The organism is Rhizobium sp. Root708 (assembly GCF_001429725.1).
Lineage (GTDB): Bacteria > Pseudomonadota > Alphaproteobacteria > Rhizobiales > Rhizobiaceae > Rhizobium.
This window is the reverse complement of record NZ_LMHV01000034.1, coordinates 391,189-416,665: the sequence shown is the minus strand read 5'-3', so window position 1 is coordinate 416,665 and position 25,477 is coordinate 391,189. Positions and strand designations below refer to the sequence as shown.

General features: G+C 59.3%; 39 protein-coding genes. 33 read left to right on the top strand and 6 right to left on the bottom strand.

The window, feature by feature from the left end; translation table 11 throughout:
* Positions 1–2: 2 nt before the first annotated feature.
* From tuf to rplQ, 29 genes are all read left to right on the top strand, one after another.
* On the top strand, positions 3–1,178 hold the full coding sequence (gene tuf, locus ASE04_RS19125; protein ID WP_056820394.1) for an elongation factor Tu: 1,176 nt from the start codon (positions 3–5) through the stop codon (positions 1,176–1,178).
* 7 nt (positions 1,179–1,185) lie between these two features.
* A complete protein-coding gene (locus tag ASE04_RS30215; RefSeq protein WP_082549852.1) occupies positions 1,186–1,278 on the top strand; it encodes a hypothetical protein in 93 nt (30 codons plus the stop codon).
* Positions 1,279–1,591: 313 nt separating this feature from the next.
* A complete protein-coding gene (rpsJ, locus tag ASE04_RS19120; protein ID WP_003547547.1) occupies positions 1,592–1,900 on the top strand; it encodes a 30S ribosomal protein S10 in 309 nt (102 codons plus the stop codon).
* A gap of 34 nt (positions 1,901–1,934) precedes the next feature.
* Positions 1,935–2,576, top strand: coding sequence for a 50S ribosomal protein L3 (gene rplC / locus ASE04_RS19115; protein WP_056820392.1), 642 nt, complete (start codon positions 1,935–1,937; stop codon positions 2,574–2,576).
* 13 nt (positions 2,577–2,589) lie between these two features.
* Positions 2,590–3,210 (top strand): 50S ribosomal protein L4, encoded by a 621-nt coding sequence (gene rplD, locus ASE04_RS19110; protein WP_056820389.1) that lies wholly within the window; start codon positions 2,590–2,592, stop codon positions 3,208–3,210.
* Positions 3,207–3,500: a 50S ribosomal protein L23 gene (locus ASE04_RS19105; protein WP_056820386.1), complete on the top strand. Its 294-nt coding sequence runs from the start codon at positions 3,207–3,209 to the stop codon at positions 3,498–3,500. Before rplD ends, ASE04_RS19105 begins: the two co-directional genes overlap by 4 nt.
* Positions 3,501–3,511: 11 nt before the next feature.
* Positions 3,512–4,348 carry a 50S ribosomal protein L2 gene (gene rplB / locus ASE04_RS19100; RefSeq protein WP_056820384.1) on the top strand — a complete coding sequence of 279 codons (837 nt, stop codon included), beginning with the start codon at positions 3,512–3,514 and terminating at the stop codon, positions 4,346–4,348.
* 15 nt (positions 4,349–4,363) lie between these two features.
* Positions 4,364–4,642, top strand: a complete 279-nt coding sequence (gene rpsS, locus ASE04_RS19095; protein WP_056820381.1) for a 30S ribosomal protein S19 — start codon at positions 4,364–4,366, stop codon at positions 4,640–4,642.
* A gap of 2 nt (positions 4,643–4,644) precedes the next feature.
* The gene (gene rplV, locus ASE04_RS19090) at positions 4,645–5,037 is read left to right on the top strand and encodes a 50S ribosomal protein L22 (RefSeq protein WP_056820379.1); all 393 of its coding nucleotides are present in this window, start codon (positions 4,645–4,647) and stop codon (positions 5,035–5,037) included.
* Positions 5,037–5,756, top strand: coding sequence for a 30S ribosomal protein S3 (gene rpsC, locus ASE04_RS19085; protein WP_018857109.1), 720 nt, complete (start codon positions 5,037–5,039; stop codon positions 5,754–5,756). Before rplV ends, rpsC begins: the two co-directional genes overlap by 1 nt.
* A 35-nt stretch (positions 5,757–5,791) precedes the next feature.
* Entirely contained in the window at positions 5,792–6,205 is a 414-nt protein-coding gene (gene rplP / locus ASE04_RS19080; protein WP_003573792.1) for a 50S ribosomal protein L16, read from the top strand.
* A 12-nt stretch (positions 6,206–6,217) separates the two neighbouring features.
* Positions 6,218–6,418: a 50S ribosomal protein L29 gene (gene rpmC / locus ASE04_RS19075; protein WP_016553554.1), complete on the top strand. Its 201-nt coding sequence runs from the start codon at positions 6,218–6,220 to the stop codon at positions 6,416–6,418.
* Between the two features lie 4 nt (positions 6,419–6,422).
* Positions 6,423–6,662, top strand: a complete 240-nt coding sequence (gene rpsQ / locus ASE04_RS19070; protein ID WP_056820376.1) for a 30S ribosomal protein S17 — start codon at positions 6,423–6,425, stop codon at positions 6,660–6,662.
* A gap of 260 nt (positions 6,663–6,922) precedes the next feature.
* Positions 6,923–7,291 (top strand): 50S ribosomal protein L14, encoded by a 369-nt coding sequence (gene rplN / locus ASE04_RS19065; protein ID WP_018857108.1) that lies wholly within the window; start codon positions 6,923–6,925, stop codon positions 7,289–7,291.
* 12 nt (positions 7,292–7,303) lie between these two features.
* Positions 7,304–7,606 (top strand): 50S ribosomal protein L24, encoded by a 303-nt coding sequence (gene rplX, locus ASE04_RS19060; protein ID WP_056820374.1) that lies wholly within the window; start codon positions 7,304–7,306, stop codon positions 7,604–7,606.
* Positions 7,606–8,163, top strand: a complete 558-nt coding sequence (gene rplE, locus ASE04_RS19055) for a 50S ribosomal protein L5 (protein WP_056820371.1) — start codon at positions 7,606–7,608, stop codon at positions 8,161–8,163. The genes rplX and rplE overlap by 1 nt, the downstream gene beginning before the upstream one ends.
* 32 nt (positions 8,164–8,195) lie before the next feature.
* Entirely contained in the window at positions 8,196–8,501 is a 306-nt protein-coding gene (gene rpsN / locus ASE04_RS19050; protein ID WP_018900265.1) for a 30S ribosomal protein S14, read from the top strand.
* 12 nt (positions 8,502–8,513) lie between these two features.
* Positions 8,514–8,912: a 30S ribosomal protein S8 gene (gene rpsH, locus ASE04_RS19045; protein ID WP_037063300.1), complete on the top strand. Its 399-nt coding sequence runs from the start codon at positions 8,514–8,516 to the stop codon at positions 8,910–8,912.
* Positions 8,913–8,954: 42 nt separating this feature from the next.
* Complete coding sequence (rplF, locus tag ASE04_RS19040; protein ID WP_056820368.1) at positions 8,955–9,488, top strand: 50S ribosomal protein L6; 534 nt, start codon at positions 8,955–8,957, stop codon at positions 9,486–9,488.
* A gap of 12 nt (positions 9,489–9,500) precedes the next feature.
* Positions 9,501–9,863 carry a 50S ribosomal protein L18 gene (gene rplR / locus ASE04_RS19035; protein ID WP_056820366.1) on the top strand — a complete coding sequence of 121 codons (363 nt, stop codon included), beginning with the start codon at positions 9,501–9,503 and terminating at the stop codon, positions 9,861–9,863.
* A 132-nt stretch (positions 9,864–9,995) separates the two neighbouring features.
* Entirely contained in the window at positions 9,996–10,565 is a 570-nt protein-coding gene (rpsE, locus tag ASE04_RS19030) for a 30S ribosomal protein S5 (RefSeq protein ID WP_056820363.1), read from the top strand.
* Positions 10,566–10,578: 13 nt separating this feature from the next.
* Entirely contained in the window at positions 10,579–10,788 is a 210-nt protein-coding gene (gene rpmD / locus ASE04_RS19025; RefSeq protein WP_016553562.1) for a 50S ribosomal protein L30, read from the top strand.
* 16 nt (positions 10,789–10,804) lie between these two features.
* Positions 10,805–11,278, top strand: coding sequence for a 50S ribosomal protein L15 (gene rplO / locus ASE04_RS19020; RefSeq protein ID WP_056820360.1), 474 nt, complete (start codon positions 10,805–10,807; stop codon positions 11,276–11,278).
* A 232-nt stretch (positions 11,279–11,510) separates the two neighbouring features.
* Positions 11,511–12,851, top strand: a complete 1,341-nt coding sequence (gene secY / locus ASE04_RS19015) for a preprotein translocase subunit SecY (RefSeq protein WP_056820357.1) — start codon at positions 11,511–11,513, stop codon at positions 12,849–12,851.
* Complete coding sequence (locus ASE04_RS19010; protein ID WP_056820354.1) at positions 12,848–13,498, top strand: adenylate kinase; 651 nt, start codon at positions 12,848–12,850, stop codon at positions 13,496–13,498. The genes secY and ASE04_RS19010 overlap by 4 nt, the downstream gene beginning before the upstream one ends.
* A 221-nt stretch (positions 13,499–13,719) precedes the next feature.
* Positions 13,720–14,088: a 30S ribosomal protein S13 gene (gene rpsM / locus ASE04_RS19005; protein WP_024314765.1), complete on the top strand. Its 369-nt coding sequence runs from the start codon at positions 13,720–13,722 to the stop codon at positions 14,086–14,088.
* Positions 14,089–14,222: 134 nt separating this feature from the next.
* Positions 14,223–14,612, top strand: coding sequence for a 30S ribosomal protein S11 (rpsK, locus tag ASE04_RS19000; protein ID WP_022718372.1), 390 nt, complete (start codon positions 14,223–14,225; stop codon positions 14,610–14,612).
* 100 nt (positions 14,613–14,712) lie between these two features.
* Positions 14,713–15,723: a DNA-directed RNA polymerase subunit alpha gene (locus ASE04_RS18995; RefSeq protein ID WP_037063320.1), complete on the top strand. Its 1,011-nt coding sequence runs from the start codon at positions 14,713–14,715 to the stop codon at positions 15,721–15,723.
* Between the two features lie 47 nt (positions 15,724–15,770).
* A complete protein-coding gene (gene rplQ, locus ASE04_RS18990) occupies positions 15,771–16,196 on the top strand; it encodes a 50S ribosomal protein L17 (RefSeq protein WP_056820350.1) in 426 nt (141 codons plus the stop codon).
* A gap of 86 nt (positions 16,197–16,282) precedes the next feature.
* Here rplQ and ASE04_RS18985 read toward each other — a convergent pair whose 3' ends face one another.
* Positions 16,283–17,152 (bottom strand): DUF817 domain-containing protein, encoded by an 870-nt coding sequence (locus ASE04_RS18985; RefSeq protein ID WP_056820347.1) that lies wholly within the window; start codon positions 17,150–17,152, stop codon positions 16,283–16,285.
* Positions 17,153–17,269: 117 nt separating this feature from the next.
* Between ASE04_RS18985 and ASE04_RS18980 the strand changes: the two genes are divergently transcribed.
* Positions 17,270–17,686: a ribosomal maturation YjgA family protein gene (locus ASE04_RS18980; RefSeq protein WP_056820478.1), complete on the top strand. Its 417-nt coding sequence runs from the start codon at positions 17,270–17,272 to the stop codon at positions 17,684–17,686.
* A 9-nt stretch (positions 17,687–17,695) separates the two neighbouring features.
* Here the strand turns inward: ASE04_RS18980 and msrQ are convergent, their stop codons facing one another.
* Together msrQ and msrP are read right to left on the bottom strand one after the other, a co-directional pair.
* Entirely contained in the window at positions 17,696–18,346 is a 651-nt protein-coding gene (gene msrQ, locus ASE04_RS18975) for a protein-methionine-sulfoxide reductase heme-binding subunit MsrQ (RefSeq protein WP_056820343.1), read from the bottom strand.
* Positions 18,346–19,293: a protein-methionine-sulfoxide reductase catalytic subunit MsrP gene (gene msrP / locus ASE04_RS18970; RefSeq protein WP_056820341.1), complete on the bottom strand. Its 948-nt coding sequence runs from the start codon at positions 19,291–19,293 to the stop codon at positions 18,346–18,348. The genes msrQ and msrP overlap by 1 nt, the downstream gene beginning before the upstream one ends.
* 326 nt (positions 19,294–19,619) lie before the next feature.
* Between msrP and ilvD the strand changes: the two genes are divergently transcribed.
* Positions 19,620–21,458: a dihydroxy-acid dehydratase gene (gene ilvD, locus ASE04_RS18965; RefSeq protein ID WP_056820337.1), complete on the top strand. Its 1,839-nt coding sequence runs from the start codon at positions 19,620–19,622 to the stop codon at positions 21,456–21,458.
* 54 nt (positions 21,459–21,512) lie between these two features.
* Here ilvD and ASE04_RS18960 read toward each other — a convergent pair whose 3' ends face one another.
* Both ASE04_RS18960 and ASE04_RS18955 read right to left on the bottom strand, forming a co-directional pair.
* Positions 21,513–21,869, bottom strand: a complete 357-nt coding sequence (locus tag ASE04_RS18960; protein ID WP_056820334.1) for a lysozyme inhibitor LprI family protein — start codon at positions 21,867–21,869, stop codon at positions 21,513–21,515.
* An 18-nt stretch (positions 21,870–21,887) separates the two neighbouring features.
* On the bottom strand, positions 21,888–22,271 hold the full coding sequence (locus ASE04_RS18955; RefSeq protein WP_056820332.1) for a YkvA family protein: 384 nt from the start codon (positions 22,269–22,271) through the stop codon (positions 21,888–21,890).
* Between the two features lie 137 nt (positions 22,272–22,408).
* Between ASE04_RS18955 and ASE04_RS18950 the strand changes: the two genes are divergently transcribed.
* Positions 22,409–23,812, top strand: a complete 1,404-nt coding sequence (locus ASE04_RS18950) for a DegQ family serine endoprotease (protein ID WP_056820328.1) — start codon at positions 22,409–22,411, stop codon at positions 23,810–23,812.
* Complete coding sequence (locus ASE04_RS18945) at positions 23,809–25,125, top strand: replication-associated recombination protein A (RefSeq protein WP_056820325.1); 1,317 nt, start codon at positions 23,809–23,811, stop codon at positions 25,123–25,125. The genes ASE04_RS18950 and ASE04_RS18945 overlap by 4 nt, the downstream gene beginning before the upstream one ends.
* On the opposite strand, the gene ASE04_RS18940 is transcribed toward ASE04_RS18945, so the two are convergent.
* Positions 25,126–25,431: a DUF1883 domain-containing protein gene (locus tag ASE04_RS18940; RefSeq protein WP_056820323.1), complete on the bottom strand. Its 306-nt coding sequence runs from the start codon at positions 25,429–25,431 to the stop codon at positions 25,126–25,128.
* Between the last annotated feature and the right edge of the window lie 46 nt (positions 25,432–25,477).

Here is a 25,477-nt window from a genome sequence, read left to right as displayed (position 1 = left end):
AAATGGCAAAGAGTAAGTTTGAGCGCAACAAGCCGCACGTTAACATCGGCACGATCGGCCACGTTGACCACGGCAAGACGTCTCTGACGGCAGCGATCACGAAGTACTTCGGCGAGTTCAAGGCGTACGACCAGATCGACGCTGCACCGGAAGAAAAGGCCCGCGGCATCACCATCTCGACGGCCCACGTCGAGTATGAGACGGCCAAYCGTCACTATGCCCACGTTGACTGCCCCGGCCACGCCGACTACGTCAAGAACATGATCACCGGTGCCGCACAGATGGACGGCGCGATCCTGGTTTGCTCSGCAGCCGACGGCCCGATGCCGCAGACCCGCGAGCACATCCTGCTCGCTCGTCAGGTTGGCGTTCCGGCTCTGGTCGTGTTCCTCAACAAGGTCGACCAGGTYGACGACGCSGARCTKCTCGAGCTSGTCGAGATGGAAGTTCGCGAACTTCTGTCGTCCTACGACTTCCCGGGCGACGAYGTTCCTGTCGTCAAGGGTTCGGCTCTGGCCGCTCTCAACGATTCGGACAAGAAGATCGGCGAAGACGCCGTTCGCGAACTGATGGCCGCTGTCGACGCCTACATCCCGACGCCTGAGCGTCCGATCGACCAGCCGTTCCTGATGCCGATCGAAGACGTGTTCTCGATCTCTGGCCGTGGTACGGTTGTGACCGGTCGCGTCGAGCGCGGCATCGTCAAGGTTGGTGAAGAAGTCGAAATCGTCGGCATCCGCGCCACCTCGAAGACGACGGTTACCGGCGTTGAAATGTTCCGCAAGCTGCTCGATCAGGGCCAGGCTGGCGACAACATCGGCGCACTGGTTCGCGGTGTGAACCGTGACGGTGTCGAGCGTGGTCAGATCCTGTGCAAGCCGGGTTCGGTCAAGCCGCACAAGAAGTTCATGGCAGAAGCCTACATCCTGACGAAGGAAGAAGGCGGCCGTCATACGCCGTTCTTCACCAACTACCGTCCGCAGTTCTACTTCCGTACGACGGACGTGACCGGTATCGTCTCGCTGCCGGAAGGCACGGAAATGGTTATGCCTGGCGACAACGTCACGGTTGAAGTCGAGCTGATCGTTCCGATCGCGATGGAAGAAAAGCTGCGCTTCGCTATCCGCGAAGGCGGCCGTACCGTCGGCGCCGGCATCGTAGCCTCGATCGTCGAGTAATCTTCGGATTCCGATCGCGATGGAAGAAAAGCTGCGCTTCGCTATCCGCGAAGGCGGCCGTACCGTCGGCGCCGGCATCGTAGCCTCGATCGTCGAGTAATCTTCGCAAGCGGCCACTCTTAACGGAGTGGCCGCTTCGATGACAATATTATGAAGCAAGTGGCCTCGGCCGCTTGCTTATTACAGGAAAATGTTGCACATGGCGCGCGAGCGCTGTTTGCGCCCTGCTTCGTTTATCGAATCGGGTGACTACACAAACAATAAGGTGGGCCGAAAGGCCTGAAGACTGGATAGGGGCTCGGTTAGCCGCAGCCTCCATCGATCTTTGAAACCGGTGGTCCGCCTTAGGAATAAGAACAACCCGTGCTTGCCCGAAAGGGCGTGCGGGATAACAAACACAAGGATAACGTCGAATGAACGGCCAAAATATCCGCATTCGCCTGAAGGCGTTCGATCACCGCATTCTCGACGCTTCGACGCGCGAGATCGTGTCGACGGCGAAGCGCACCGGCGCAAGCGTCCGGGGCCCCGTTCCGCTTCCGACTCGCATCGAGAAGTTTACGGTAAACCGGTCCCCACACATCGACAAGAAGAGCCGCGAGCAGTTCGAGATGCGCACTCATAAGCGCCTCCTCGACATCGTTGACCCGACCCCGCAGACGGTAGACGCGCTGATGAAGCTCGATCTCGCCGCTGGTGTCGATGTTGAGATCAAGCTCTGAGCCTAGCTCGAGCTGAGTTGGAAGGATTGAACCGATGCGTTCAGGTGTGATTGCACAGAAGATCGGCATGACCCGCGTCTACAACGACGCCGGCGAACATGTTCCGGTAACGGTACTGCGTATGGAAGGCTGCCAGGTCGTAGCCCAGCGCACTGTTGAAAAGAATGGCTATGTCGCGGTGCAGCTCGGTGCTGGTACGGCGAAGGTCAAGAATACGTCGAAGGCGATGCGCGGCAACTTTGCTGTTGCCAATGTCGAGCCGAAGGCCAAGCTTCAGGAATTCCGTGTTACGGAAGACAACCTGCTTGACGTCGGTACCGAGATCAAGGCGGGTCACTTCGCAGCTGGTCAGCTCGTCGACGTGACGGGTACGACGATCGGTAAGGGCTTTGCCGGCGCCATGAAGCGTCACGGCTTCGGCGGTCTCCGCGCCACGCACGGTGTGTCTGTTTCGCACCGCTCGCACGGTTCGACGGGCTCGCGCCAGGATCCGGGCAAGGTTTTCAAGAACAAGAAGATGGCTGGTCACATGGGCCAGACGCGCGTAACGACTCAGAACCTTGAAGTGGTTTCGACCGATGAAGATCGCGGTCTGATCCTGATCAAGGGTGCAGTACCCGGTTCCAAGGGTGCCTGGATCATCGTGCGCGACGCCGTCAAGTCGGCCGCGAAGTAAGGGAGCCAGACCAATGGAATTCAACGTCAAAACCCTCGAGGGAAAAGACGCAGGGAAGGTTTCTCTTTCTGACGCGATTTTCGGCCTCGAGCCCCGCGAAGACATTCTCGCCCGCGTTATCCGCTGGCAGCTTGCCAAGAAGCAGCAGGGCACTCACCAGGCAAAGGGCCGCGCCGACGTATGGCGTACCGGTGCCAAGATGTACAAGCAGAAGGGTACGGGCCGCGCTCGTCACCATTCGGCTCGCGCTCCGCAGTTCCGCGGCGGTGGTAAGGCTCACGGCCCGGTTGCTCGCAGCCACGAACACGACCTTCCGAAGAAGGTTCGCGCTCTCGGCCTGCGTCTCGCTCTCTCGGCAAAGCTGAAGTCCGACGATGTCATCATCATCGACAACCTGGTTGCTGCCGAAGCAAAGACCAAGGCTCTGGCATCGGTTTTCGAGACGCTCGGCCTGACCAACGCTCTCTTCATCGGTGGCGCTGAACTTGATGGCAACTTCAAGCTCGCAGCACAGAACATCCCGAACATCGATGTTCTGCCGATCCAGGGCATCAACGTTTATGACATCGTGCGCCGTGGCAAGCTCGTGCTTTCCAAGGCTGCCGTTGAAGCTCTAGAGGAGCGTTTCAAGTGACCGATCTTCGCCACTATGATGTGATCGTCTCGCCGGCGATCACCGAAAAGTCCACGCTGGTATCGGAAAACAACCAGGTTGTTTTCAACGTCGCCAAGACGGCGTCGAAGCCGGAAATCAAGGCTGCAGTCGAGGCGCTCTTCGGCGTCAAGGTCACGGCCGTCAACACTCTGCTCCGCAAGGGCAAGACCAAGCGTTTCAAAGGTTTTGTCGGCAAGCAGAAGGACGTGAAGAAGGCTGTCGTGACGCTGGCTGAAGGCCAGACGATCGACGTCTCCACCGGTCTCTGAGGAATTAAAAAATGGCATTGAAAACATTCAATCCTACAACCCCGAGCCAGCGTCAGCTGGTCATCGTCGACCGTTCGTCGCTCTACAAGGGCAAGCCGGTCAAGGCGCTGACGGAAGGTCTGTCGAAGAGCGGTGGTCGTAACAACCTCGGCCGCATCACGGCTCGCTTCATCGGTGGTGGTCACAAGCGTACGTATCGTCTCGTTGACTTCAAGCGTCGCAAGTTCGAGGTCGAAGGCACGGTCGAGCGTATCGAATACGACCCGAACCGTACCGCGTTCATCGCGCTCGTCTCCTACACCGACGGCGAACAGGCCTACATCATCGCTCCGCAGCGTCTTGCTGCCGGCGACAAGGTCATCGCTTCGGAAAAGGCTGTCGACGTAAAGCCGGGCAACACCATGCCCCTGCAGTACATCCCGGTTGGCTCCATCATCCACAACGTGGAAATGAAGCCGGGCAAGGGCGGTCAGATCGCTCGCTCCGCTGGTTCCTACGCACAGCTCGTAGGCCGCGATGCGGGTCTGGCGATCCTTCGTCTGAACTCCGGCGAACAGCGCCTCGTGCCAGGCTCCTGCCTTGCTTCGATCGGTGCGGTTTCGAACCCTGACCACGCCAACATCAACGACGGCAAGGCCGGTCGTACCGTTTGGCGCGGCAAGCGTCCGCATAACCGCGGCGTCGTCATGAACCCGGTCGACCACCCGCACGGTGGTGGTGAAGGTCGCACATCTGGTGGTCGTCACCCAGTTTCTCCGTGGGGCAAGCCTACCAAGGGCAAGCGCACACGGTCGAACAAGTCGACCGACAAGATGATCATGCGCTCGCGTCATCAGCGTAAGAAGTAAGAGAGGAAGTCTCCAATGGCTCGTTCAGTATGGAAAGGTCCGTTCGTTGACGGCTATCTTCTCAAGAAGGCTGAGAAGGTTCGTGAAGGCGGACGTGCAGAAGTAATCAAGATCTGGAGCCGTCGCTCCACGATCCTGCCGCAGTTTGTCGGTCTGACGTTCGGCGTCTACAACGGCAGCAAGCATATTCCGGTCAACGTCAATGAAGACATGGTCGGTCACAAGTTCGGTGAATTCTCTCCGAGCCGGACCTACTACGGTCACGGTGCGGACAAGAAGGCAAAGAGGAAGTAATCATGGGCAAGGCAAAAGCCGAACGCCGGCTGAAGGACAACGAGGCGCAAGCAGTCGCCCGTACGCTCCGCGTCAGCCCACAGAAGCTCAACCTGGTTGCTGCGGCTATCCGCGGCAAGAAGGTTGAACGTGCACTCGCTGAGCTGGAATTCTCCCGCAAGCGGATCGCCGGTGCTGTCAAGAAGACGCTTGAATCTGCAATCGCAAACGCCGAGAACAACCATGATCTCGACGTTGACTCGCTGGTCGTGGCTGAAGCCTACGTCGGCAAGTCGATCGTCATGAAGCGTTTTCACGCTCGTGGCCGTGGTCGTGCGTCGCGCATTGAAAAGCCCTTTGCGCACCTGACGATCGTCGTTCGCGAAGTTCAAGCTGCCACCGAGGAGGCCGCATAATGGGTCAGAAAATCAATCCAATTGGTTTCCGTCTTGGCATCAACCGTACCTGGGATAGCCGCTGGTTCGCGGACAACGCCGAGTACGGTCAGCTGCTGCACGAAGACCTGAAGATGCGCAAGTTCGTCATGAGCGAACTGAAGCAGGCTGGTATCGCCAAGGTGGTTATCGAGCGTCCGCACAAGAAGTGCCGCGTCACGATCCACTCGGCTCGTCCGGGCCTGATCATCGGCAAGAAGGGCGCAGATATCGACAAGCTCCGCAAGAAGCTGTCGGACATGACGAATTCCGAAACGCACCTCAACATCGTTGAAGTTCGTAAGCCGGAAGTCGACGCTACGCTCGTCGCACAGTCGATTGCTCAGCAGCTCGAGCGTCGTGTTGCTTTCCGTCGCGCCATGAAGCGCGCCGTTCAGTCTGCAATGCGTCTTGGCGCCGAAGGCATCAAGATCACCTGCGCAGGCCGTCTCGGTGGTGCCGAAATCGCTCGTACGGAATGGTACCGCGAAGGTCGCGTTCCGCTGCACACGCTGCGCGCTGACATTGACTACGGCACAGCCGAAGCGGAAACCGCTTTTGGTATTTGCGGCATCAAGGTTTGGATCTTCAAGGGCGAAATCCTTGAACACGATCCGATGGCCTCCGAGCGCCGCGCACTCGAGGGTGATGCTCAGGGTCCGGCTAGCCGTGACCGCGATCGTCGCCGCGACAACGCTTGATAGCGTTGGTGGCACATAAGTTCGGAGAATAAGAAATGTTGCAGCCAAAGCGTACTAAGTACCGCAAGCAATTCAAGGGCCGCATCAAGGGCGTCGCCAAGGGAGGTTCCGACCTCGCATTTGGTGAATTCGGCCTTAAGGCTCAGGAGCCAAACCGCGTGAATGCACGCGAGATCGAAGCGGCCCGCCGCGCGATCACGCGTTACATGAAGCGTGCTGGCCGCGTGTGGATCCGCGTGTTCCCGGATGTTCCGGTAACCGCTAAGCCGACCGAAGTCCGTATGGGTAAGGGTAAGGGCTCTGTTGAATATTGGGCATGCAAGGTCAAGCCAGGCCGCATGATGTTCGAGATCGACGGCGTCAGCGAAGAAATCGCTCGCGAAGCGCTTCGCCTCGGCTCTGCCAAGCTCTCGGTCAAGACGCGCTTCGTACAGCGCATTGCAGAGTAAGGAGCAAGGCACATGAAAGCCGAAGAAGTTCGCGGCCTGACGGCCGATCAGCTCAAGGACAAGCTCGCCGACCTGAAGAAGGAGCAGTTCAACCTGCGCTTCCAGAAGGCCACCGGTCAGCTCGAAAAGTCCTCCCGCGTCAATGAAGTTCGCAAGGACATCGCCCGCGTGAAAACCATTGCCCGCCAGAAGGCGGCAGAAGCAAAGGCCTAAGAATATGCCGAAGCGCATCCTGCAGGGCGTCGTCGTTGGCGACAAGAACGAGAAGACTGTAGTTGTCCGCGTTGAGCGTCGTTTCGCTCATCCGCTGATGCAGAAGACCGTTCGTCGTTCCAAGAAGTACAAGGCCCACGACGAAAACAATCAGTACAAGATCGGCGATACCGTATCCATCGAGGAATGCGCGCCGATCTCCAAGGACAAGCGCTGGACGGTTGTAACCGCCCAGGCCAAGTAAGATTTTTGCGCGAGGCCTTGCGTCTCGCGGAAATATCTGTATGAAGCAGCGTCAGAACGCTCGTTCGTCGAGCGTTCTTTTGCTTTGAGCGCACGGAAGGTCCCGTTGGGAAACCACCCTGGCACGATCGATCCCGCGCTATTCAAGCTATGCCGTGTTTTCGCCTGCTCTTGTGGCAAGCGGCCGGCTGACAATTTTCATAAGCCGGGGAAGGGGGCTCTGAGCCCAACCATTCCGGTAAACCAAAAAGGCGACCTGATATGATTCAGATGCAAACAAACCTCGACGTGGCGGATAATTCCGGCGCACGTCGTGTCATGTGCATCAAGGTGCTGGGCGGTTCTAAGCGGAAGTATGCCGGGATCGGCGACATTATCGTCGTTTCGATCAAGGAAGCGATTCCGCGCGGCCGCGTGAAGAAGGGTGACGTGATGAAGGCGGTTGTTGTTCGCACCGCCAAGGAAATCCGTCGCGTTGATGGTTCCATCATCCGCTTCGACACCAATGCAGCAGTCCTCATCGACAACAAAAAAGAGCCGATCGGCACCCGTATCTTCGGACCGGTTCCGCGCGAACTTCGCGCCAAGAACCACATGAAGATCATCTCGCTCGCTCCCGAAGTACTGTAAGGAGCGCGAACGATGCAAAAGATTCGTAAGGGCGACAAGGTCGTCATGCTCGCAGGCAAGGACAAGGGCCGCACTGGCGAAGTCCTTCAGGTCCTGCCCAAGGAAGATCGTGCCGTTGTTCGTGGCATCAACGTCGTGAAGCGCCACCAGCGCCAGACGCAGAGCCAGGAAGCCGGCATCATCAGCAAGGAAGCCTCGGTTCACTTGTCCAACCTCTCGATCATCGACAAGGACGGCAAGCCGACCCGCGTCGGTTTCCAGGTTGTTGACGGCAAGAAGGTCCGTGTGGCCAAGCGTTCCGGTGAGGTGATCTGATGGCTGACGCAAAGTACGAGCCACGGCTCAAGAAGGAATATGTCGAGCGCATTCGTGCGGCGATGCAGGAGAAGTTCTCCTTCGCCAACGAGATGCAGATCCCGAAGCTCGACAAGATCGTAATCAACATGGGTGTTGGTGAAGCAACGGCTGATTCGAAGAAGCCGACTGTTGCCGCAGCTGACCTGGCCGCTATCGCTGGTCAGAAGCCGGTCATCACCAAGGCTCGCAACTCTATCGCTGGCTTCAAGGTCCGCGAACACATGCCGATCGGCGCAAAGGTTACCCTGCGCGGCGCTCGCATGTACGAGTTCCTGGACCGTCTGATCAACATCGCGCTTCCGCGCGTTCGCGACTTCCGCGGCCTGAACCCGAAGAGCTTTGACGGCCGTGGCAACTTCGCCATGGGCATCAAGGAGCACATTGTGTTCCCTGAGATCAACTACGATAAGGTTGATCAGATGTGGGGCATGGACATCATCGTTTGCACGACGGCCACCAAGGACGACGAAGCACGGGCTCTGCTCACAGAGTTCAACTTCCCGTTCCGTCAGTAACCGTAACGACGAGCGTAGAAAAGGAACCACACATGGCGAAGACAAGCGCAGTTGAAAAGAACAAGCGCCGCCGTATTACGGTCGCTAATCAGGCCGCCAAGCGGGCTGAGCTGAAGGCGATCATCATGAACCAGGCTCTTCCTATCGAAGACCGGTTCAAGGCCTCGATCAAGCTGGCATCCCTGCCGCGCGATGGATCGAAGACCCGTATTCGCAACCGTTGTGAAGTATCGGGCCGTCCGCGCGCATACTACCGCAAACTGCGCATGTCGCGTATCGCGCTGCGTGAACTCGGCAATCTCGGCAAGGTGCCGGGCATCGTCAAGTCCAGCTGGTAAGGAGCAGGTTAGATGACAATGACTGATCCGTTGGGCGATATGCTCACTCGCATCCGCAACGGCGCTTCCCGCCGCAAGTCGTCGGTATCGACGCCTGCTTCGAAGCTCCGTGCACGTGTTCTCGATGTTCTTCAGGCCGAAGGCTACATCCGTGGCTACTCCCTTGTCGATTTTGGCAATGGCAAGTCTGAAATCAGCATCGAGCTGAAGTACTATGAAGGCGCATCGGTGATCCGTGAGATCGGCCGTGTGTCCAAGCCGGGCCGCCGGGTTTATGTCTCGGTCAAGTCCATTCCGCAGGTCGCGAACGGCCTCGGCATCACCATCCTTTCGACTCCGAAGGGTGTGATGGCCGATCACCAGGCTCGCGAACAGAACGTTGGTGGCGAGGTTCTTTGCTCGGTATTCTAATGCCGAGCATCGATCTCCATAGCGAACAGACAGGATATAAAAATGTCTCGTATCGGTAAAAAGCCCGTTCAGATTCCTGCTGGAATTACGGCTACGGTCGAAGGCCAGAAGGTTACTGCAAAGGGCCCGAAGGGCGAACTCTTCTTCGTCGCAAACGACGAAGTCGGCGTTAAGCTCGAAAATAATGCGGTTGTGGTCACGCCGCTCACGCAGTCCAAGGATGCTCGTTCGAAGTGGGGCATGTCCCGCACGATGATCGAGAACATCTTCCAGGGCGTCAAGGACGGCTTCGAGCGCAAGCTTGAAATCAACGGCGTTGGTTACCGCGCATCGCTTCAGGGCAAGAACCTGCAGTTGGCACTCGGCTTCAGCCACGACGTTGTTTATGAGCCGCCGCAGGGCATCACGATCGCTGTGCCGAAGCCGACGGAAATCGTCGTCACCGGCATCAACAAGCAGCAGGTCGGCCAGGTTGCCGCAGAAATCCGCGAATACCGCGGTCCTGAGCCTTACAAGGGCAAGGGCGTCAAGTATGCCGGCGAACGTATTGTTCGCAAAGAAGGCAAGAAGAAGTAAGGATCACGCGAAATGGCTAGCAGGAAAGAAGCACTTGCACGTCGTGCCAACCGCGTGCGCCGTCACCTCAAGTCGGTGGCCAATGGCCGTCCGCGCCTGTCGGTTCATCGCTCCTCGAAGAACATCTACGTTCAGGTTATCGACGATGTTGCTGGCAAGACGCTTGCGTCTGCCTCGACCCTCGATAAGGACCTGCGCGGTTCTCTGAAGACCGGTGCTGACACAGCAGCTGCTGCCCTCGTCGGCAAGCTCGTTGCTGAGCGCGCCTCGAAGGCTGGCGTCAAGGAGGTCGTATTCGACCGTGGCGCCTTCATCTACCACGGCCGCATCAAGGCCCTGGCAGACGCAGCCCGCGAAGGCGGTCTGACCTTCTAATAAATTTCCGGCCGGAGCCTTCGAGCTTCCGGCCGGATCTTCACCGGACCGCAAACGCTCCTCGATAGGGGAGGCTGATGCGGTCCTCGTTTTGTCTGCCGTTCCACCCGCAAAAGAAAAAGGAAAAGGACAATGGCACAGGAAAGAAGAGGTTCTCGCGACGATCGCCAGAACCGCGAAGAACGCGATAGCGAATTCGTCGACAAGCTGGTCGCGATTAACCGCGTTGCTAAGGTTGTTAAGGGTGGCCGCCGTTTCGGTTTCGCCGCTCTCGTCGTCGTCGGCGACCAGAAGGGCCGCGTTGGCTTTGGTCACGGCAAGGCACGCGAAGTGCCGGAAGCAATCCGCAAGGCGACTGAAGCTGCCAAGCGCGATCTGATTTTCGTACCGCTGCGTGACGGCCGTACGTTGCATCATGACATCCATGGTCGCCATGGCGCCGGCAAGGTTCTGCTTCGTTCGGCCAAGGTCGGTACCGGTATCATCGCTGGTGGTCCGATGCGCGCCGTTTTCGAAACGCTCGGCGTTCACGACGTTGTCGCCAAGTCGACCGGTTCCTCGAACCCATACAACATGGTTCGCGCTACCTTCGACGCTCTGAAGCACCAGATTCACCCGAAGGACATCGCAGCTCAGCGCGGCATCAAGTATGCAACGCTTCAGGCTCGCCGTGCCGCTTCCGGTAACGCTTCTGAAGAATAAGAGGAGCTGATCCATGGCCAAGGCTACAAAGAAGACCGAAGCAAAGACGGTCACCGTCGAGCAGATCGGCAGCCCGATTCGCCGTCCAGACGTCCAGCAGCGCACGCTGATCGGTCTCGGACTGAACAAGATGCACCGTCGTCGCACGCTGGAAGATACGCCTTCCGTTCGCGGCATGATCCGTGCTGTCCAGCATCTCGTTCGCATCGTCGACGAGAAGTAAGCCGGGAGTATTCTCTATGAAACTCAATGAAATCAAAGACAACGAAGGTTCGACCCACAGCCGCAAGCGCCTCGGCCGCGGTATTGGTTCGGGCAAGGGCAAGACCGGTGGTCGCGGTGTGAAGGGTCAGAAGTCCCGTTCAGGCGTCGCCATCAACGGTTTCGAAGGCGGTCAGATGCCAATCTACCGTCGCCTGCCGAAGCGCGGCTTCAACAACATCTTCAAGGCCGACTTCGTTGTCGTGTCGCTGGAGCGTGTTCAGGCTGCGATCGACGCTGGCAAGCTCGACGCCAAGTCCACGGTTGATGCAGCAGCTCTCAAGGCTGCCGGCGTTATCCGTCGCGTCAAGGACGGCGTTCGCGTTCTCGCCGACGGCGAGCTGAAGGCAAAGGTCAAGTTCGAAGTAGCCGGCGCTTCCAAGCCTGCTGTCGAAAAGATTGAAAAGGCTGGCGGTTCCGTCACGCTTCTTTCTGCCGCAGCTGCAGAGTAATTTAATCTATGATAAGTCGCCCGGGGTGCTTCACACCGGGCGATTTTGCTCCCATATGTGAGCCTCACAAAAACCGGCTGGACGCACGTGCGTCATGGACGGTACGACTAAAAACAGGGTGAGGCATGGTTGCGCCCGCAATCCGTCCGAAGCCCGCTCTTGAATAATTCAGAAATGCCGATTCCGGGATGAGCCCAGGCGGGAACCCGAAATTGGTAGCGCGGAGAATCGCATGGCGTCTGCAGCGGAACAGTTGGCTTCCAACCTCAATTTCTCGACCTTCGCCAAAGCCGAGGATCTCAAGAAGCGCCTGTGGTTTACACTGGCAGCTCTCCTCGTGTACCGGCTGGGTACGCACATTCCGCTTCCAGGCCTCAATCCAGAAGCTTACGCCCAGGCCTTCCGCGGCCAGTCCGGCGGCATTCTCGGTCTTTTCAACATGTTTTCGGGCGGCGCTGTGCAGCGCATGGCGATCTTCGCGCTCGGCATCATGCCCTACATTTCCGCTTCGATCATCGTACAGCTGATGACCTCTGTCGTCCCGGCGCTCGAGAACCTGAAGAAGGAAGGCGAGCAGGGCCGCAAGATCATCAACCAGTACACCCGCTACGGCACCGTTCTTCTCGGCGCCCTTCAGGCCTACGGCATCTCCGTCGGCCTTGAGAGCGGCAACGGTCTCGTTGTCGATCCGGGCATCTTCTTCCGAATCTCCACCGTCATCACGCTGCTCGGCGGCACGATGTTCCTCATGTGGCTCGGCGAGCAGATCACTTCGCGCGGTATCGGCAACGGTATTTCGCTGATCATCTTCGCAGGTATTGCAGCCGGCCTTCCGCAGGCCCTCGCAGGTACGCTGGAACTCGGCCGTACCGGCGCGCTGTCGACGACGCTGATTCTCGCTGTGATCCTCATCGCGATTGGTGTCATCGCTGTCATCGTCTTCGTCGAGCGTGCGCAGCGCCGCCTTCTGATCCAGTATCCGAAGCGCCAGGTCGGCAACCGCATGTTCCAGGGCGACACCTCGCACCTGCCGCTCAAGCTCAACACCTCGGGCGTTATTCCCGCGATCTTCTCGTCCTCGCTGCTCCTGCTGCCGGCGACGATTGCAGGCTTCGCAAACACCACGGCTCTTCCGTCCTGGGCGACATCGATCGTGGCGGCGCTTGGCCATGGCCAGCCGCTCTACATGCTGCTCTACGGTCTGCTGATCGCCTTCTTCGCCTTCTTCTACACGGCTATCGTCTTCAATCCGAAGGATACGGCCGACAATCTGAAGAAGCATGGCGGCTTCATTCCCGGCATTCGTCCGGGGGAGCGGACCGCCGAGTACATCGATTACGTGCTGACCCGCATCACGGTCATCGGCGCGATCTACCTCGTCTTCGTGTGCATTCTGCCGGAAATTCTGGTGTCGCAAACGGGCATTCCGCTGTCCCTCGGTGGCACGTCGCTCCTGATCGTGGTTAGCGTAACGCTCGACACGGTGGCACAGATCCAGGGTCACCTGATCGCACAGCAGTACGAAGGCCTGATCAAGAAATCGAAGTTGCGTGGAGGAAAGAGGGGGCGATGAGACTCATACTGTTAGGGCCGCCGGGCGCGGGTAAGGGGACCCAGGCTCAGCGGATCGTGGAGAAGCAAGGAATTCCGCAGCTCTCCACGGGCGACATGCTCCGGGCCGCCGTTGCGGCAGGCACGGAAGTAGGCAAGCGGGCAAAGGCGGTCATGGATGCCGGCAAGCTTGTCTCAGATGAGATCGTCAATGCCATCGTTTCCGAGCGTCTCGACGCTCCAGACTGCGCCAACGGTTTTATTCTCGACGGCTATCCGCGCACGCTGGTTCAGGCAGATGCGACGGAAAGCATGCTGAAGGGCAAGGGGCTTGAGCTGTCGACCGTGATCGAGATTCAGGTCGACGACAAGATCCTTGCCGATCGCGTATCCGGTCGCTACACCTGCGCCAACTGCGGCGCCGGCTATCACGATACGAACGTGAAGCCGAAGGTCGACGGTGTCTGCGATCGCTGTGGTTCGACTCACTTCAAGCGTCGCCCGGATGACAACCGCGAAACGGTCGTCACGCGTCTGCAGGCTTACTACAAGGAAACCTCTCCACTGATCGGCTACTACTATGCGAAGAGCAAGCTGAAGTCGGTTGATGGCATGGCTGAGATCGATCACGTCACCGGCGAGATCGATGCGATACTTTCGAAGCTTTAGTCTTTGAAAATAAAACTTGGCGGAAGCGGTTGCTTTTCAGCACTGATTCCGCTAAACACCGCGCCAACTCGCGACATTTATGCGATCGGCGCGGATTTCCACGGGACGTCCGGGTTCGATCGTTTTGACATGTACGAACCTAAATTTGAACGAGCGGCCGGTTCGGCTGCATAACGAAAAACCTCTTGCCGGATGGCAACGGGAACGCAAGGAGAATAGGCGTGGCACGTATCGCTGGCGTCAACATCCCGACTGCGAAGCGCGTCGTTATCGCGCTGACGTATATTCACGGGATTGGTTCGAAATTCGCTCAGGAAATCATGGAGAAGGTCGGTCTTCCGGCGGACAAGCGCGTCCATCAGTTGACGGACTCCGAAGTCCTGCAGATCCGCGAAACCATCGACCGTGATTATCAGGTTGAAGGCGACCTGCGTCGCGAAACCTCGATGAACATCAAGCGTCTGATGGACCTGGGCTGCTACCGCGGTCTGCGTCATCGCCGTGGCCTTCCGGTCCGCGGTCAGCGCACGCACACCAATGCTCGTACCCGCAAGGGTCCGGCAAAGGCAATCGCTGGTAAGAAGAAGTAATTTCCGGGAAACCGGAGATGAAGGGGCTGGCGGTGTTCGCCGGCCTCTTTTGAGTTTCGGGCAGGGCCGCAAGGTCTCGTTCCGGTGTAGCCGCTGGCATTACGGCGGTGCAGAGATCCAAGAAAGGGATACAAATGGCCAAGGAAGCCGTACGCGTTCGCCGTCGCGAACGTAAAAACATTTCGTCGGGCGTTGCCCACGTCAACTCGACCTTCAACAACACGATGATCACGATCACCGACGCACAGGGCAACGCCATTGCCTGGTCGTCTGCTGGCGCCAAGGGCTTCAAGGGCTCGCGCAAGTCGACCCCGTTCGCTGCTCAGATCGCCGCTGAAGATGCTGCCAAGAAGGCGCAGGAACACGGCATGAAGTCGCTGGAAGTTGAAGTTTGCGGCCCGGGTTCGGGTCGTGAATCTGCTCTGCGCGCCCTCCAGGCTGCTGGTTTCATGATCACGTCCATCCGCGACGTGACCCCGATCCCGCACAATGGTTGCCGCCCGCGCAAGAAGCGTCGCGTCTGATCATCGCCACTCACAACACCGGTGAGCGGGTTATCGCTCCCGGTGCTTCTCAAGCTCGGTTGTCACGATTGGATGGTGACAACGAACGGAAGGCAAAGATATGATTCAGAAAAACTGGCAGGAACTGATCAAGCCGAACAAGGTTGAGTTCTCGTCGAGCTCGCGCATCAAGGCAACTCTGGTAGCAGAGCCGCTTGAGCGTGGTTTCGGCCTCACCCTCGGCAACGCGCTTCGCCGCGTTCTGCTCTCCTCGCTGCGCGGTGCTGCAGTGACGGCGGTGCAGATCGATGGCGTGCTGCATGAGTTCTCGTCGATCCCTGGCGTCCGTGAAGACGTCACCGACATCGTTCTCAACATCAAGGAAATCGCCATCAAGATGGATGGCGACGACGCAAAGCGCATGGTCGTGCGTAAGCAGGGTCCTGGCGTTGTTACGGCTGGCGACATCCAGACGGTCGGCGATATCGAAATCCTCAATCCCGAGCATGTGATCTGCACGCTCGACGAGGGTGCCGAAATCCGCATGGAATTCACGGTCAACAACGGCAAGGGCTATGTTCCTGCCGATCGCAATCGTGCGGAAGATGCTCCGATCGGTCTCATCCCGGTCGACAGCCTTTATTCGCCGGTCAAGAAGGTGTCCTACAAGGTAGAAAATACCCGTGAAGGACAGGTTCTCGACTACGACAAGCTGAACATGACCATCGAAACCGATGGCTCGATCACCGGTGAAGATGCCGTCGCTTTCGCGGCTCGCATCCTGCAGGATCAGCTTGGCGTGTTCGTCAACTTCGACGAGCCGCAGAAGGAAACCGAAGAGGAAGCAGTCACCGAACTCGCTTTCAACCCGGCACTCCTGAAGAAGGTGGACGAGCTCGAACTGTCCGTTCGTTCGGCAAACTGCCTGAAGAACGACAACATCGTCTACATCGGCGACCTCATTCAGAAGACCGAAGCAGAAATGCTCCGCACGCCGAATTTTGGTCGCAAGTCGCTGAACGAAATCAAGGAAGTTCTCGCTTCCATGGGCCTGCACCTCGGCATGGAAGTGCCGGCATGGCCGCCCGAGAACATCGAAGATCTCGCCAAGCGTTACGAAGACCAATACTAACCATCAAACGGCGGGCGAAAGATGCCTGCATGTGAAGGAGAATAGCCATGCGCCACGGTAAAGCCGGCCGCAAGCTGAATAGAACCGCTAGCCACCGCAAGGCAATGTTTGCCAACATGGCGGCTTCGCTCATCACCCATGAGCAGATCGTGACCACCCTGCCGAAGGCAAAGGAAATCCGTCCGATCGTTGAGAAGCTCGTAACCCTCGGCAAGCGCGGCGACCTGCACGCTCGTCGTCAGGCGATCTCGCAGATCCGCGACGCCGCTGTTGTTTCGAAGCTCTTCGACACGATCGCTTCGCGCTACGCAACCCGCAACGGCGGCTACCTGCGTATCATGAAGGCCGGCTATCGCCAGGGCGACAACGCTGCGCTCGCAGTCATCGAATTCGTTGACCGCGACACCTATGCCAAGGGCGCAGCCGACAAGGCTCGCGTTGAAGCTGAAGCAGCTGCTGCTGAAGCCGCTTAATCCTTTCCGGTTCGCCGGAAGCAAAACAGCCGGGCTGAAAAGCCCGGCTGTTTTCGTTTGTGCGTTAGCCCGCGGGGCGGCCCGGTTCAATCCGGCACGTGAATGCAATGCTTTATGTGCTTCAGATTGGCGACGATCGTAAACGTCATGATGACGAGAAGGCACCAGGAGCTCCACTTGCCGAGATGAACGATCGACCAGGCGCCGACCTGGTTCGGATACTGCCAGATGCCGAGGAAGGTGCTGATGTTTTCGGCGAGCCAGATGAAGAAGCCGATCAGGACGAAGGCAGCGAGCAGCGGCATCTTCCGGTCACGGTCATAGGGCCGAAACACGACCGTCGTTCGCGCATAAAGGCCGAGCGTGCATGCCGCGATGTACCAGCGATAATCACCAATATAGTGGTGGGTGAAGAAGTTGGCGTAAATGGCCAGCGCCGTAAGCGCAGCCATCCAATAAGGCGGATGGTGTTTGATCCTGAGGTCGAAGAGCCGCCAAGCCTGGACGATGTAGCTTCCGACCGCCGCGTACATGAACCCGGAGAAAAGCGGCACGCCGAAGACCTTGGTGTAGGCGAAGTCGGGATAGGACCAGGACGGCACGCTGCCCGAGGTCTTGAAAACCTCGAGCGCGAAGCCGACGAGGTGGAACAGCGAGATTGCCTTCAGCTCGTCCATCGTCTCAAGTTTCGTCCAGACCATGGCGGCCTGGATGACGATTGCGATCAATAGCAGGAGATCATAGCGGGGAATTCCTGCCAGTCCTGCCCGCGGCACTGCAAAGACGGCGAGAAAGAACAATCCGGCGAACAGGCAGGCGCGTGCTTCCTTGATGCCGAAATAGAGAAACTCGACCACAAACCGCGCGACACCTTCCAGTCGATGAGCCGCCGGCCTGTCGATCAGATGTCTGTCCAGCGAGGGCAGGAGGTTTTGAAGCACAGCAGTTTTTGACATTGGACCGCCAATAGAGCAGGAGATGCAATCGCGACGCCGGTAACCACGGCGCGGCGCTTCGAAGACGCCACCGCAGCTAGTATCGAGGAAATCGTTAAGATTGTGACCGAAGGCACGATACACGCCGCTGCCTCTACCAATGCGCGGCCGAGGCTCCGTTATTTTCTTTCCATACTGTCGGTGATTGCTGCGGGCTTGGCATTGCGCCGGTTCGGGTACGGCGTCGGCTTGCCGTTTTTCGCGGTCAAGTACGGCGGCTCGGTGCTTTGGGGAGCCATGATCTATCTGATATGCCGCCTCGCGGCGCCTCGGGTGCGTCCGCACATCACGGCACTAGCCGCAATGTCTGCTGCGGCCGCCGTCGAATTCTCTCGCCTCTATCATACGCCAGCCCTGGATGCATTCCGCGTGACCACGGCAGGAGCGTTGCTCCTCGGACGCGTGTTCTCTGTCTGGAACATTGTCGCCTACGCCGCCGGCATATCGGCAGCCTGCCTCTTGGGAGCTCTGCGAAAGCGACGATCGCTTGGATAGCTGAGGCGATCACACGGTCGCGGGGGCGCTGCGCTGCCTGCCTTGCCCGCGCTTCCTGCTCCGCGCAATCGGCCTCCAGGAGCGATACAGGATGAGCAGGATGATCAGGCCGACATAGATATATTGCTCGAGGTCGAGGATTTTCGTCGACAGCGCGAAGTGCACCGCGCCGGCCGCCGCCACGATGTAGACGAGCCGATGCAACCGCACCCAATTTGGCCCGAGCCGGCGGATGGAGAAATTGTTTGAGGTGACCGCGAGTGGCACCAGCATGGCAAGAGCGCCCATCCCGAACATGATGAAGGGTCGCTTCAGCACGTCGTCAAGCACTGCCGAAAGATCGAGCGCCTGATCTAGCACCATGTAGACCGTGAAATGCATCAGCGCGTAGTAGAACGTCAGCAGCCCGAGTGCGCGGCGATAGCGAAGATAGTTCCATCCGAAGAGATCCCGGGCGGGGGAGACAGCCAGCGTCAGGATGAGAAAGCGGATCGTCCAGATGCCCAGGAACAGTTCGAAGGTCTTCACCGGGTCGGCACCGAGTTGATTCGTGGCGCCGAGATAGAACGTCCAGACCGCCGGCAACAGCCCGACGATATAGAGCGCCCAGACGGAAGCCGACTGCCAACGCTTCGGGAGACTGAACGAAAGACCCGCCATCAGAAATTCTTCCGCAGATCCATGCCGCTATAGAGGCTGGCGACCTCGTCGGCATAGCCATTGAACGGCAGGGTCGGATGGCGGCCGGCGCCGAAGAAGCCGCTTTCGCCGATGCGCCGCTCGCTCGCCTGGCTCCAGCGCGGATGATCGACCTCCGGATTGACGTTGGCGTAGAAGCCGTATTCCTGCGAATTGGTTACCTGCCAGGTATTCTTCGGCTCCTGGTCGGTCAGGGTGATCCGCACGATCGACTTGATCCCCTTGAAGCCGTATTTCCATGGCACGACCAGCCGGATCGGCGCACCGTTCTGATTGGGAAGGGTCTGGCCATAGAGGCCGACGGCAAGCAGCGTGAGCGGATGACGCGCCTCGTCGAGCCGCAGGCCTTCGACATAGGGCCATTCGAGCGATTGGAAGATGCCCTTCTGCCCCGGCATTTCGTCCGGCCGTACGACGGTTTCGAAGGCTACGTATTTCGCGCTCCCGAGCGGCTCGACCTTGTTGAGCAGGGAAGCAAGCGGAAAGCCGTCCCACGGAATGACCATCGACCACGCCTCGACGCAGCGCATGCGATAGGTGCGGTTCTCGATCGGGAATTCCTTCATCAAGGCTTCCACATCGAACGTGCCCGGCTTGTTGACCATGCCGTCGACCTTGATCGTCCAGGGCAGGGGCTTGAAATCGCCCGACAGCGCGGCGGGGTCGCCCTTGTCGAGCCCGAATTCATAGAAATTGTTGTAGGTTGTGATGTCCTTCAGCGACGTCGCCTTCTCATCGACCTTGTATTTGCTCTCGATGACCGAGAGCGCAGCGGCGCTGGCCTTGCCGGCGCCGTAGAGCGCCATGGCACCCAACGTGGCGGCGCCGAGAAACTCGCGGCGTCTGAGATAGACCTGCTGCGGCGTGATCTCCGAAGATGCGATCTTGGGCGGGCGATAGGCTGGCATCGGAAACCTCCTGAGCATCTGAGCTCGGTATAAACCTTCAACGCATCGAATGCGTCTTTGGATCATTGTTTATGCCCTGCGGCACTCCTGCGGAAAGCCAACTTTTTGTGTACGCTGTTTGATGGAATAGTCTGTAACAAAACCACGCTCGCCATCGTATATGGCCGATGCTCCCGGCGACGCAGGCGTACCGGTTTCGGCGTTCCCGGTAGTGACAGCTAAGGCCGTTTGGATTAGGACAATTCCAAAATACGGCGATAGCCTGGCCGCTTCTAGCACTGCGCCCCCGCGTCGCCGACAATTTCCGACACGTAAGGAATATGCCAATGCCAGCCTATCGTTCCAGAACCACGACCCACGGCCGCAATATGGCGGGTGCGCGCGGCCTTTGGCGCGCAACGGGCATGAAGGATTCGGACTTCGGCAAGCCGATTATCGCGGTGGTGAACTCCTTCACCCAGTTCGTGCCCGGCCACGTCCACCTGAAGGACCTCGGCCAGCTCGTCGCCCGCGAGATCGAAGCCGCCGGTGGCGTCGCCAAGGAATTCAACACGATCGCCGTCGACGACGGTATCGCGATGGGCCATGACGGCATGCTCTATTCGCTGCCGTCGCGCGAGCTGATCGCCGACAGCGTCGAATACATGGTCAACGCCCACTGCGCCGACGCCATGGTCTGCATCTCCAACTGCGACAAGATCACCCCCGGCATGCTGATGGCCTCGCTGCGCCTGAACATCCCGACGGTCTTCGTCTCCGGCGGCCCGATGGAAGCCGGCAAGGTCGTATTGAACGGCAAGAAGGTCGCGCTCGATCTCGTGGATGCCATGGTTGCTGCCGCCGACGACAAGATCAGCGACGAGGATGTTGCGGTCATCGAGCGCTCGGCTTGCCCGACCTGCGGCTCCTGCTCCGGCATGTTCACGGCAAACTCGATGAACTGTCTGACCGAAGCCCTGGGCTTGTCCTTGCCCGGAAACGGCTCGACTCTCGCCACCCACTCCGACCGCAAGGAACTCTTCCTCGAGGCCGGACGCCGCGTCGTCGCGTTGGCCAAGCGCTATTATGAGCAGGACGATGAGACGGCTTTGCCGCGCACCATCGCCAGCAAGGGCGCGTTTGAGAACGCCATGGCGCTCGATATCGCCATGGGCGGTTCGACCAATACCGTTCTGCACATTCTGGCTGCCGCCCACGAAGGCGAGATCGATTTCACGATGGACGACATCGATCGCCTGTCGCGCCGCGTTCCCTGCTTGTCAAAGGTCGCGCCTGCCAAGTCCGACGTTCACATGGAGGACGTTCACCGCGCAGGCGGTATCATGGCGATCCTCGGTGAGCTTGATCGTGCCGGTCTGCTCAACGTAGACCTGCCGACCGTTCATGCGCCCACCATGCGGGAAGCGCTTGCGCAATGGGATGTCGCGGTCACTGACAACAAGGCGGCCTTCGATCTCTTCAGTGCGGCCCCCGGCGGTGTTCCGACGCAGGTTGCCTTCAGCCAGAGCGCTCGCTGGGAGGAACTCGACCTCGACCGCGAAAACGGCGTTATCCGCGATGCACAGCATCCCTTCTCGAAGGATGGCGGCCTCGCCGTTCTGAAGGGCAACCTCGCGCTCGACGGCTGCATCGTGAAGACGGCTGGTGTCGATGAATCGATCCTGAAGTTCTCTGGCCCGGCCAAGGTCTATGAGAGCCAGGACGCGGCCGTAAAGGCGATCCTGTCGAACCATGTCGTCGCTGGCGATGTCGTGGTCATCCGCTACGAGGGTCCGAAGGGCGGTCCGGGCATGCAGGAAATGCTCTACCCGACCAGCTATTTGAAGTCGAAGGGCCTCGGAAAGGCTTGCGCACTGATCACCGACGGTCGCTTCTCCGGTGGCACGTCGGGTCTGTCGATCGGCCACGCTTCCCCGGAAGCGGCGAACGGCGGCACGATCGGTCTTGTTCGCGATGGCGACATGATCGACATTGATATCCCGAACCGGACCATCGGCCTGCGGGTTGATGACAAGGAACTGGCCACGCGCCGTGCCGCGCAGGAGGAAAAGGGCTGGCATCCGGCCGAAGTCCGCAAGCGCAACGTCACGACCGCGCTGAAGGCCTATGCAGCCTTCGCAACCAGCGCCGACCGTGGCGCCGTCCGTGATCTCGGCGGTCGCTGAACGGCAATTTCGATAAGCTGATCAAGAGTCAACTGCCCATATGGACCGGTCGCCTCAAAGCGGCCGGTTTATCTTTTTGTAGGTCGAGTCCAGCTGCAGCAGCCGTTCGTCATAGGCGGCCTTGATGCAGGAGGTGTCGGCTCCGCAAGCCTGTCGCTTCTTCAGCCAGGCGGTCTGCTCGTCCTGCAGTGTGCCGCGCGCTCCCATCGCCATCAGGCCGGAGAGAAGGTCGAATGTCGTCACCATCTTCACGTCGGCATCGTTGAGCGGGCGGTTGTCGCAGATTGCCTTTTCGTCCGGCTGCAGCGTCTTCGCCTCGCAATCGAAGCTGGCGGCGTGGGAGGCTGTAGATAGGGACAGCAGCATGGAAGCGCCTGTCAGCGTCAAGGCGATATTTCGACGAGAAATCATGCATCGTTTCCTGTTCAACTACGAATGGCCCCTCAGAAAGAGCAGGCCCATGTAGATGATGCAGCCCGCCCAAACGGCAAGAATAAAGATCATGCCGGTTCGTCCTGACGGGCGCTCCAGTCGTTGTGCCGCTTGAGCCCGAAGGTCCGCCATCACTGCGGGAGGGATGAGGCGGATGGCCAGCGTGATCCCGAGGGGCACGATCACCAGATCGTCGAGAAAGCCGAGCACGGGTATGAAATCCGGAATGAGGTCCACCGGAGAAAGCGCGTAGGCGGCAAAGGCGCCGGCGACCACCTTGGCGTACCAGGGGACGCGGCTGTCGCGCGCCGCGAGCCACAGTGCGACGATGTCACGCTTGAGTGACTTCGCCCATGCTTTGATCTTTGTTATCAGATGCATACCAATCTTCTTTGACTCAATTTCGTAGGTGTGTCTCGCCGTCTCGCCTTACCCTGTTCTTCCATGCTTCCGCCCTCTTTCCTTTCTAGCGTCCGGCGCTACAACGTCTTCACAAGAGAACTTCAAAAGGACTTCACATGCCAGACTTGCTAAAGCGCGCAGCCCTGCCTCTCGTGGCCTTGATGCTCGCGCTGCCGGTTGCCGCCACCGCGCAAACCGCCAAGACCGTGCCGCAGAGTCAGTTGGAGATGCAGCTCTCCTTTGCACCGCTCGTCAAGCAGACCGCCGGCGCCGTCGTCAATGTCTATGCGGAAAAGACGGTGCGCCGGCAATCGCCGTTCGCCGGCGATCCCTTCTTCGAGCAGTTCTTCGGTCAGCAGATGCCGAACCGCAGCGAAAAGCAGTCTTCGCTCGGCTCCGGCGTCATTGTCGAGGCGAACGGGACGATCGTGACCAACAATCACGTCGTAGACGGCGCCGACGATATCAAGGTCGCGCTGTCCGACGGCCGTGAGTTTCCCTGCAAGGTGGTGCTGAAGGACGACCGGGTCGATCTGGCCGTCCTGAAGATCGACACCAAGGAAACCTTCCCGACGCTGCCGATCGCCAACTCCGATGGCGTTGAAGTTGGCGATCTCGTGCTTGCGATCGGCAATCCCTTCGGCGTCGGTCAGACTGTGACATCAGGCATCGTTTCGGCGCTGGCCCGCAATCAGGTCGTCAAGAACGAGTTCGGCTTCTTCATCCAGACCGACGCCTCGATCAACCCCGGCAATTCCGGCGGCGCCTTGATGAACATGAAGGGTGAGCTGATCGGCATCAATACCGCTATCTTCTCGCGCGGCGGCGGCTCGAACGGCATTGGCTTCGCCATCCCGGCCAACCTGGTGAAGGTGTTCCTCGCCTCTGCCGATGCTGGTGTAAAAGCCTTCGAGCGCCCCTATGTGGGAGCCTCGTTCGATGCGGTCACCTCGGAGGTTGCCGATGCCCTCGGCCTCGCCAAGGCGCGCGGCGCAATCGTCGTCAAGGTTACCGAAGGTGGTCCTGCTGCAAAGTCCGGCCTGAAGCCCGGCCAGGTGATCACCGCCGTTGACGGCGTGACCGTCGAACATCCAGACGCGCTGCTCTATCGTCTCACGACGGCCGGCCTCGGTAACTCGGCCAAGCTGACCGTGATCGACAACGGCAAGGAAAAGCAGGTCGAACTCGCCCTTGGACGTGCGCCGGAAACGGCACCTCGAGACCAGCGGACCATTGGCGGCCATTCGCCGTTCACCGGTGCCGTTGTCGAGAATCTCTCACCGCGCGTCGCCGATGAGCTGCGGATGTCGTCGGAGGCCAACGGTGTCGTCGTTGCCGAGGTCAAGGATGGATCGGTCGCAGCAAGCCTTGGCTTCGAGCCGAAGGACATCATCGTGTCAGTCAACGGTTCCGAGGTGAAGACCACGAAGGAACTCGAATCCGTGGCTGGTCAGGAGCCGAATTTCTGGCGCGTCGAGATCGAGCGTGACGGTCAGCGCATCCGGCAGTTCTTCCGATGAGCAACGATCTCTTCGCGCCGCACATACCGCCGGAGGTCGCCAACCGGCGACCGCTTGCGGACAGGCTTCGCCCGCAGACGATTACCGAGGTCACCGGACAGGAACATCTGACCGGTGACGACGGCGTTCTCAGGCGGATGATCGAAAGCGGCTCGTTGGGATCGATGATTTTCTGGGGGCCGCCAGGCACCGGCAAGACCACCGTTGCGCGGTTGCTGTCGGGCGAGGCGGGTCTCGCCTTCGAGCAAATTTCCGCGATCTTTTCCGGTGTCGCGGACCTCAAGAAGGTATTCGAGTCGGCGCGCTTGCGCCGCATGGACGGGCGCCAGACGCTGCTCTTCGTCGACGAGATCCATCGCTTCAACCGCGCACAGCAGGATAGCTTCCTGCCTGTCATGGAAGACGGCACCGTCATTCTGGTCGGGGCCACGACCGAGAACCCGTCGTTCGAGCTCAATGCCGCTCTGTTGTCGCGCGCCCGTGTCCTCACCTTCAAATCGCATGATGATACGAGCCTCGAAGAGTTGCTGACACGGGCCGAGGCAACCGAACAGAAACCCCTGCCGCTGACTCCGGAAGCCAGGATCAGCCTGCTTCGCATGGCCGATGGCGATGGCCGCGCCGTGCTGACCCTTGCCGAAGAGGTCTGGCGCGCTGCCCGTCAGGGCGAGACCTTTGACACGGAAGGACTGACGCGGATCGTCCAGCGCCGTGCTCCCGTTTACGACAAGGCACAGGACGGGCATTACAATCTGATTTCCGCGCTGCACAAGTCGGTCCGTGGGTCCGACCCGGATGCCGCGCTCTATTATCTCGCGCGCATGTTCGATGCCGGCGAGGATCCGCTATACCTTGGACGCCGACTGGTGCGCATGGCCGTGGAGGATATCGGTCTTGCCGATCCACAGGCGCTGGTCATCTGCAACGCCGCCAAGGATGCTTACGACTATCTCGGCTCACCAGAGGGCGAACTGGCGCTCGCACAGGCTTGCGTCTATCTCGCCACGGCTCCGAAATCGAACGCCGTCTACACCGCCTTCAAGGCTGCGACGCAGGCAGCGAAGCAGAACGGCTCGCTCCTACCGCCGAAGCACATTCTGAATGCACCGACGAAGCTGATGAAGGATGAGGGCTACAACGAAGGCTATCGCTACGATCACGACGAACCGGACGCTTTCTCAGGCCAGGACTACTTTCCGGAAAAGATGGGGCGCCAGACCTTCTACGATCCGCCGGAACGCGGTTTCGAGCGGGATATCAGGAAGCGTCTGGATTGGTGGGCGAAGCTTCGCAAGGAGCGCAGCCAGCGCTGATCAGGAAGCCCGCATCTGGCCGCCAGGGCCGGCGATCAGTTTCACGGCAGACTCCGCCAGGCCATGATGCCCTTCCATATCGACCACCAGATGCCAGTGGCCGCTCTCCGGGATCGACAGCTTCACGGGTGATTTGCGGGCGACTCCGCCCACATATTTGAAGTCGAGCACTTCGGTGAAACGCTGGTAGTTCGGCGCCGTCATCAAGCGAACATTCGCCACAGCTGACAGCGTCACCTCGATGATGGTCCCAGCTCGCTGTTCGTTGAGATCATAGTGGGTGAAGCGAAAATTGGGTTTCGGCATGATGGGGCGTCCGTCGTCTATTGTGACAAACGCTAGCAATCTTCGG

Excerpts from the sequence above, each read along its gene's own strand:
- rplX (WP_056820374.1), top strand. The coding sequence starts at position 7,304 with ATGCAAAAGATTCGTAAGGGCGACAAGGTCGTCATGCTCGCAGGCAAG.
- rplQ (WP_056820350.1), top strand. The coding sequence starts at position 15,771 with ATGCGCCACGGTAAAGCCGGCCGCAAGCTGAATAGAACCGCTAGCCAC.
- rplF (WP_056820368.1), top strand. The coding sequence starts at position 8,955 with ATGTCTCGTATCGGTAAAAAGCCCGTTCAGATTCCTGCTGGAATTACG.
- rpsJ (WP_003547547.1), top strand. The coding sequence starts at position 1,592 with ATGAACGGCCAAAATATCCGCATTCGCCTGAAGGCGTTCGATCACCGC.
- ASE04_RS19010 (WP_056820354.1), top strand. The coding sequence starts at position 12,848 with ATGAGACTCATACTGTTAGGGCCGCCGGGCGCGGGTAAGGGGACCCAG.
- rplE (WP_056820371.1), top strand. The coding sequence starts at position 7,606 with ATGGCTGACGCAAAGTACGAGCCACGGCTCAAGAAGGAATATGTCGAG.
- rpsK (WP_022718372.1), top strand. The coding sequence starts at position 14,223 with ATGGCCAAGGAAGCCGTACGCGTTCGCCGTCGCGAACGTAAAAACATT.
- rpmD (WP_016553562.1), top strand. The coding sequence starts at position 10,579 with ATGGCCAAGGCTACAAAGAAGACCGAAGCAAAGACGGTCACCGTCGAG.
- rpmC (WP_016553554.1), top strand. The coding sequence starts at position 6,218 with ATGAAAGCCGAAGAAGTTCGCGGCCTGACGGCCGATCAGCTCAAGGAC.
- rplV (WP_056820379.1), top strand. The coding sequence starts at position 4,645 with ATGGGCAAGGCAAAAGCCGAACGCCGGCTGAAGGACAACGAGGCGCAA.
- msrQ (WP_056820343.1), bottom strand. The coding sequence starts at position 18,346 with ATGGCGGGTCTTTCGTTCAGTCTCCCGAAGCGTTGGCAGTCGGCTTCC.
- ASE04_RS18985 (WP_056820347.1), bottom strand. The coding sequence starts at position 17,152 with ATGTCAAAAACTGCTGTGCTTCAAAACCTCCTGCCCTCGCTGGACAGA.
- rplC (WP_056820392.1), top strand. The coding sequence starts at position 1,935 with ATGCGTTCAGGTGTGATTGCACAGAAGATCGGCATGACCCGCGTCTAC.
- rpsQ (WP_056820376.1), top strand. The coding sequence starts at position 6,423 with ATGCCGAAGCGCATCCTGCAGGGCGTCGTCGTTGGCGACAAGAACGAG.
- ASE04_RS18955 (WP_056820332.1), bottom strand. The coding sequence starts at position 22,271 with ATGCATCTGATAACAAAGATCAAAGCATGGGCGAAGTCACTCAAGCGT.
- rplD (WP_056820389.1), top strand. The coding sequence starts at position 2,590 with ATGGAATTCAACGTCAAAACCCTCGAGGGAAAAGACGCAGGGAAGGTT.
- rplP (WP_003573792.1), top strand. The coding sequence starts at position 5,792 with ATGTTGCAGCCAAAGCGTACTAAGTACCGCAAGCAATTCAAGGGCCGC.
- rplO (WP_056820360.1), top strand. The coding sequence starts at position 10,805 with ATGAAACTCAATGAAATCAAAGACAACGAAGGTTCGACCCACAGCCGC.
- rpsS (WP_056820381.1), top strand. The coding sequence starts at position 4,364 with ATGGCTCGTTCAGTATGGAAAGGTCCGTTCGTTGACGGCTATCTTCTC.
- secY (WP_056820357.1), top strand. The coding sequence starts at position 11,511 with ATGGCGTCTGCAGCGGAACAGTTGGCTTCCAACCTCAATTTCTCGACC.
- ASE04_RS18950 (WP_056820328.1), top strand. The coding sequence starts at position 22,409 with ATGCCAGACTTGCTAAAGCGCGCAGCCCTGCCTCTCGTGGCCTTGATG.
- ASE04_RS18995 (WP_037063320.1), top strand. The coding sequence starts at position 14,713 with ATGATTCAGAAAAACTGGCAGGAACTGATCAAGCCGAACAAGGTTGAG.
- rplR (WP_056820366.1), top strand. The coding sequence starts at position 9,501 with ATGGCTAGCAGGAAAGAAGCACTTGCACGTCGTGCCAACCGCGTGCGC.
- ilvD (WP_056820337.1), top strand. The coding sequence starts at position 19,620 with ATGCCAGCCTATCGTTCCAGAACCACGACCCACGGCCGCAATATGGCG.
- rpsN (WP_018900265.1), top strand. The coding sequence starts at position 8,196 with ATGGCGAAGACAAGCGCAGTTGAAAAGAACAAGCGCCGCCGTATTACG.
- rpsH (WP_037063300.1), top strand. The coding sequence starts at position 8,514 with ATGACAATGACTGATCCGTTGGGCGATATGCTCACTCGCATCCGCAAC.
- msrP (WP_056820341.1), bottom strand. The coding sequence starts at position 19,293 with ATGCCAGCCTATCGCCCGCCCAAGATCGCATCTTCGGAGATCACGCCG.
- rpsE (WP_056820363.1), top strand. The coding sequence starts at position 9,996 with ATGGCACAGGAAAGAAGAGGTTCTCGCGACGATCGCCAGAACCGCGAA.
- ASE04_RS18960 (WP_056820334.1), bottom strand. The coding sequence starts at position 21,869 with ATGATTTCTCGTCGAAATATCGCCTTGACGCTGACAGGCGCTTCCATG.
- ASE04_RS18945 (WP_056820325.1), top strand. The coding sequence starts at position 23,809 with ATGAGCAACGATCTCTTCGCGCCGCACATACCGCCGGAGGTCGCCAAC.
- ASE04_RS18940 (WP_056820323.1), bottom strand. The coding sequence starts at position 25,431 with ATGCCGAAACCCAATTTTCGCTTCACCCACTATGATCTCAACGAACAG.
- rplN (WP_018857108.1), top strand. The coding sequence starts at position 6,923 with ATGATTCAGATGCAAACAAACCTCGACGTGGCGGATAATTCCGGCGCA.
- rplB (WP_056820384.1), top strand. The coding sequence starts at position 3,512 with ATGGCATTGAAAACATTCAATCCTACAACCCCGAGCCAGCGTCAGCTG.
- rpsC (WP_018857109.1), top strand. The coding sequence starts at position 5,037 with ATGGGTCAGAAAATCAATCCAATTGGTTTCCGTCTTGGCATCAACCGT.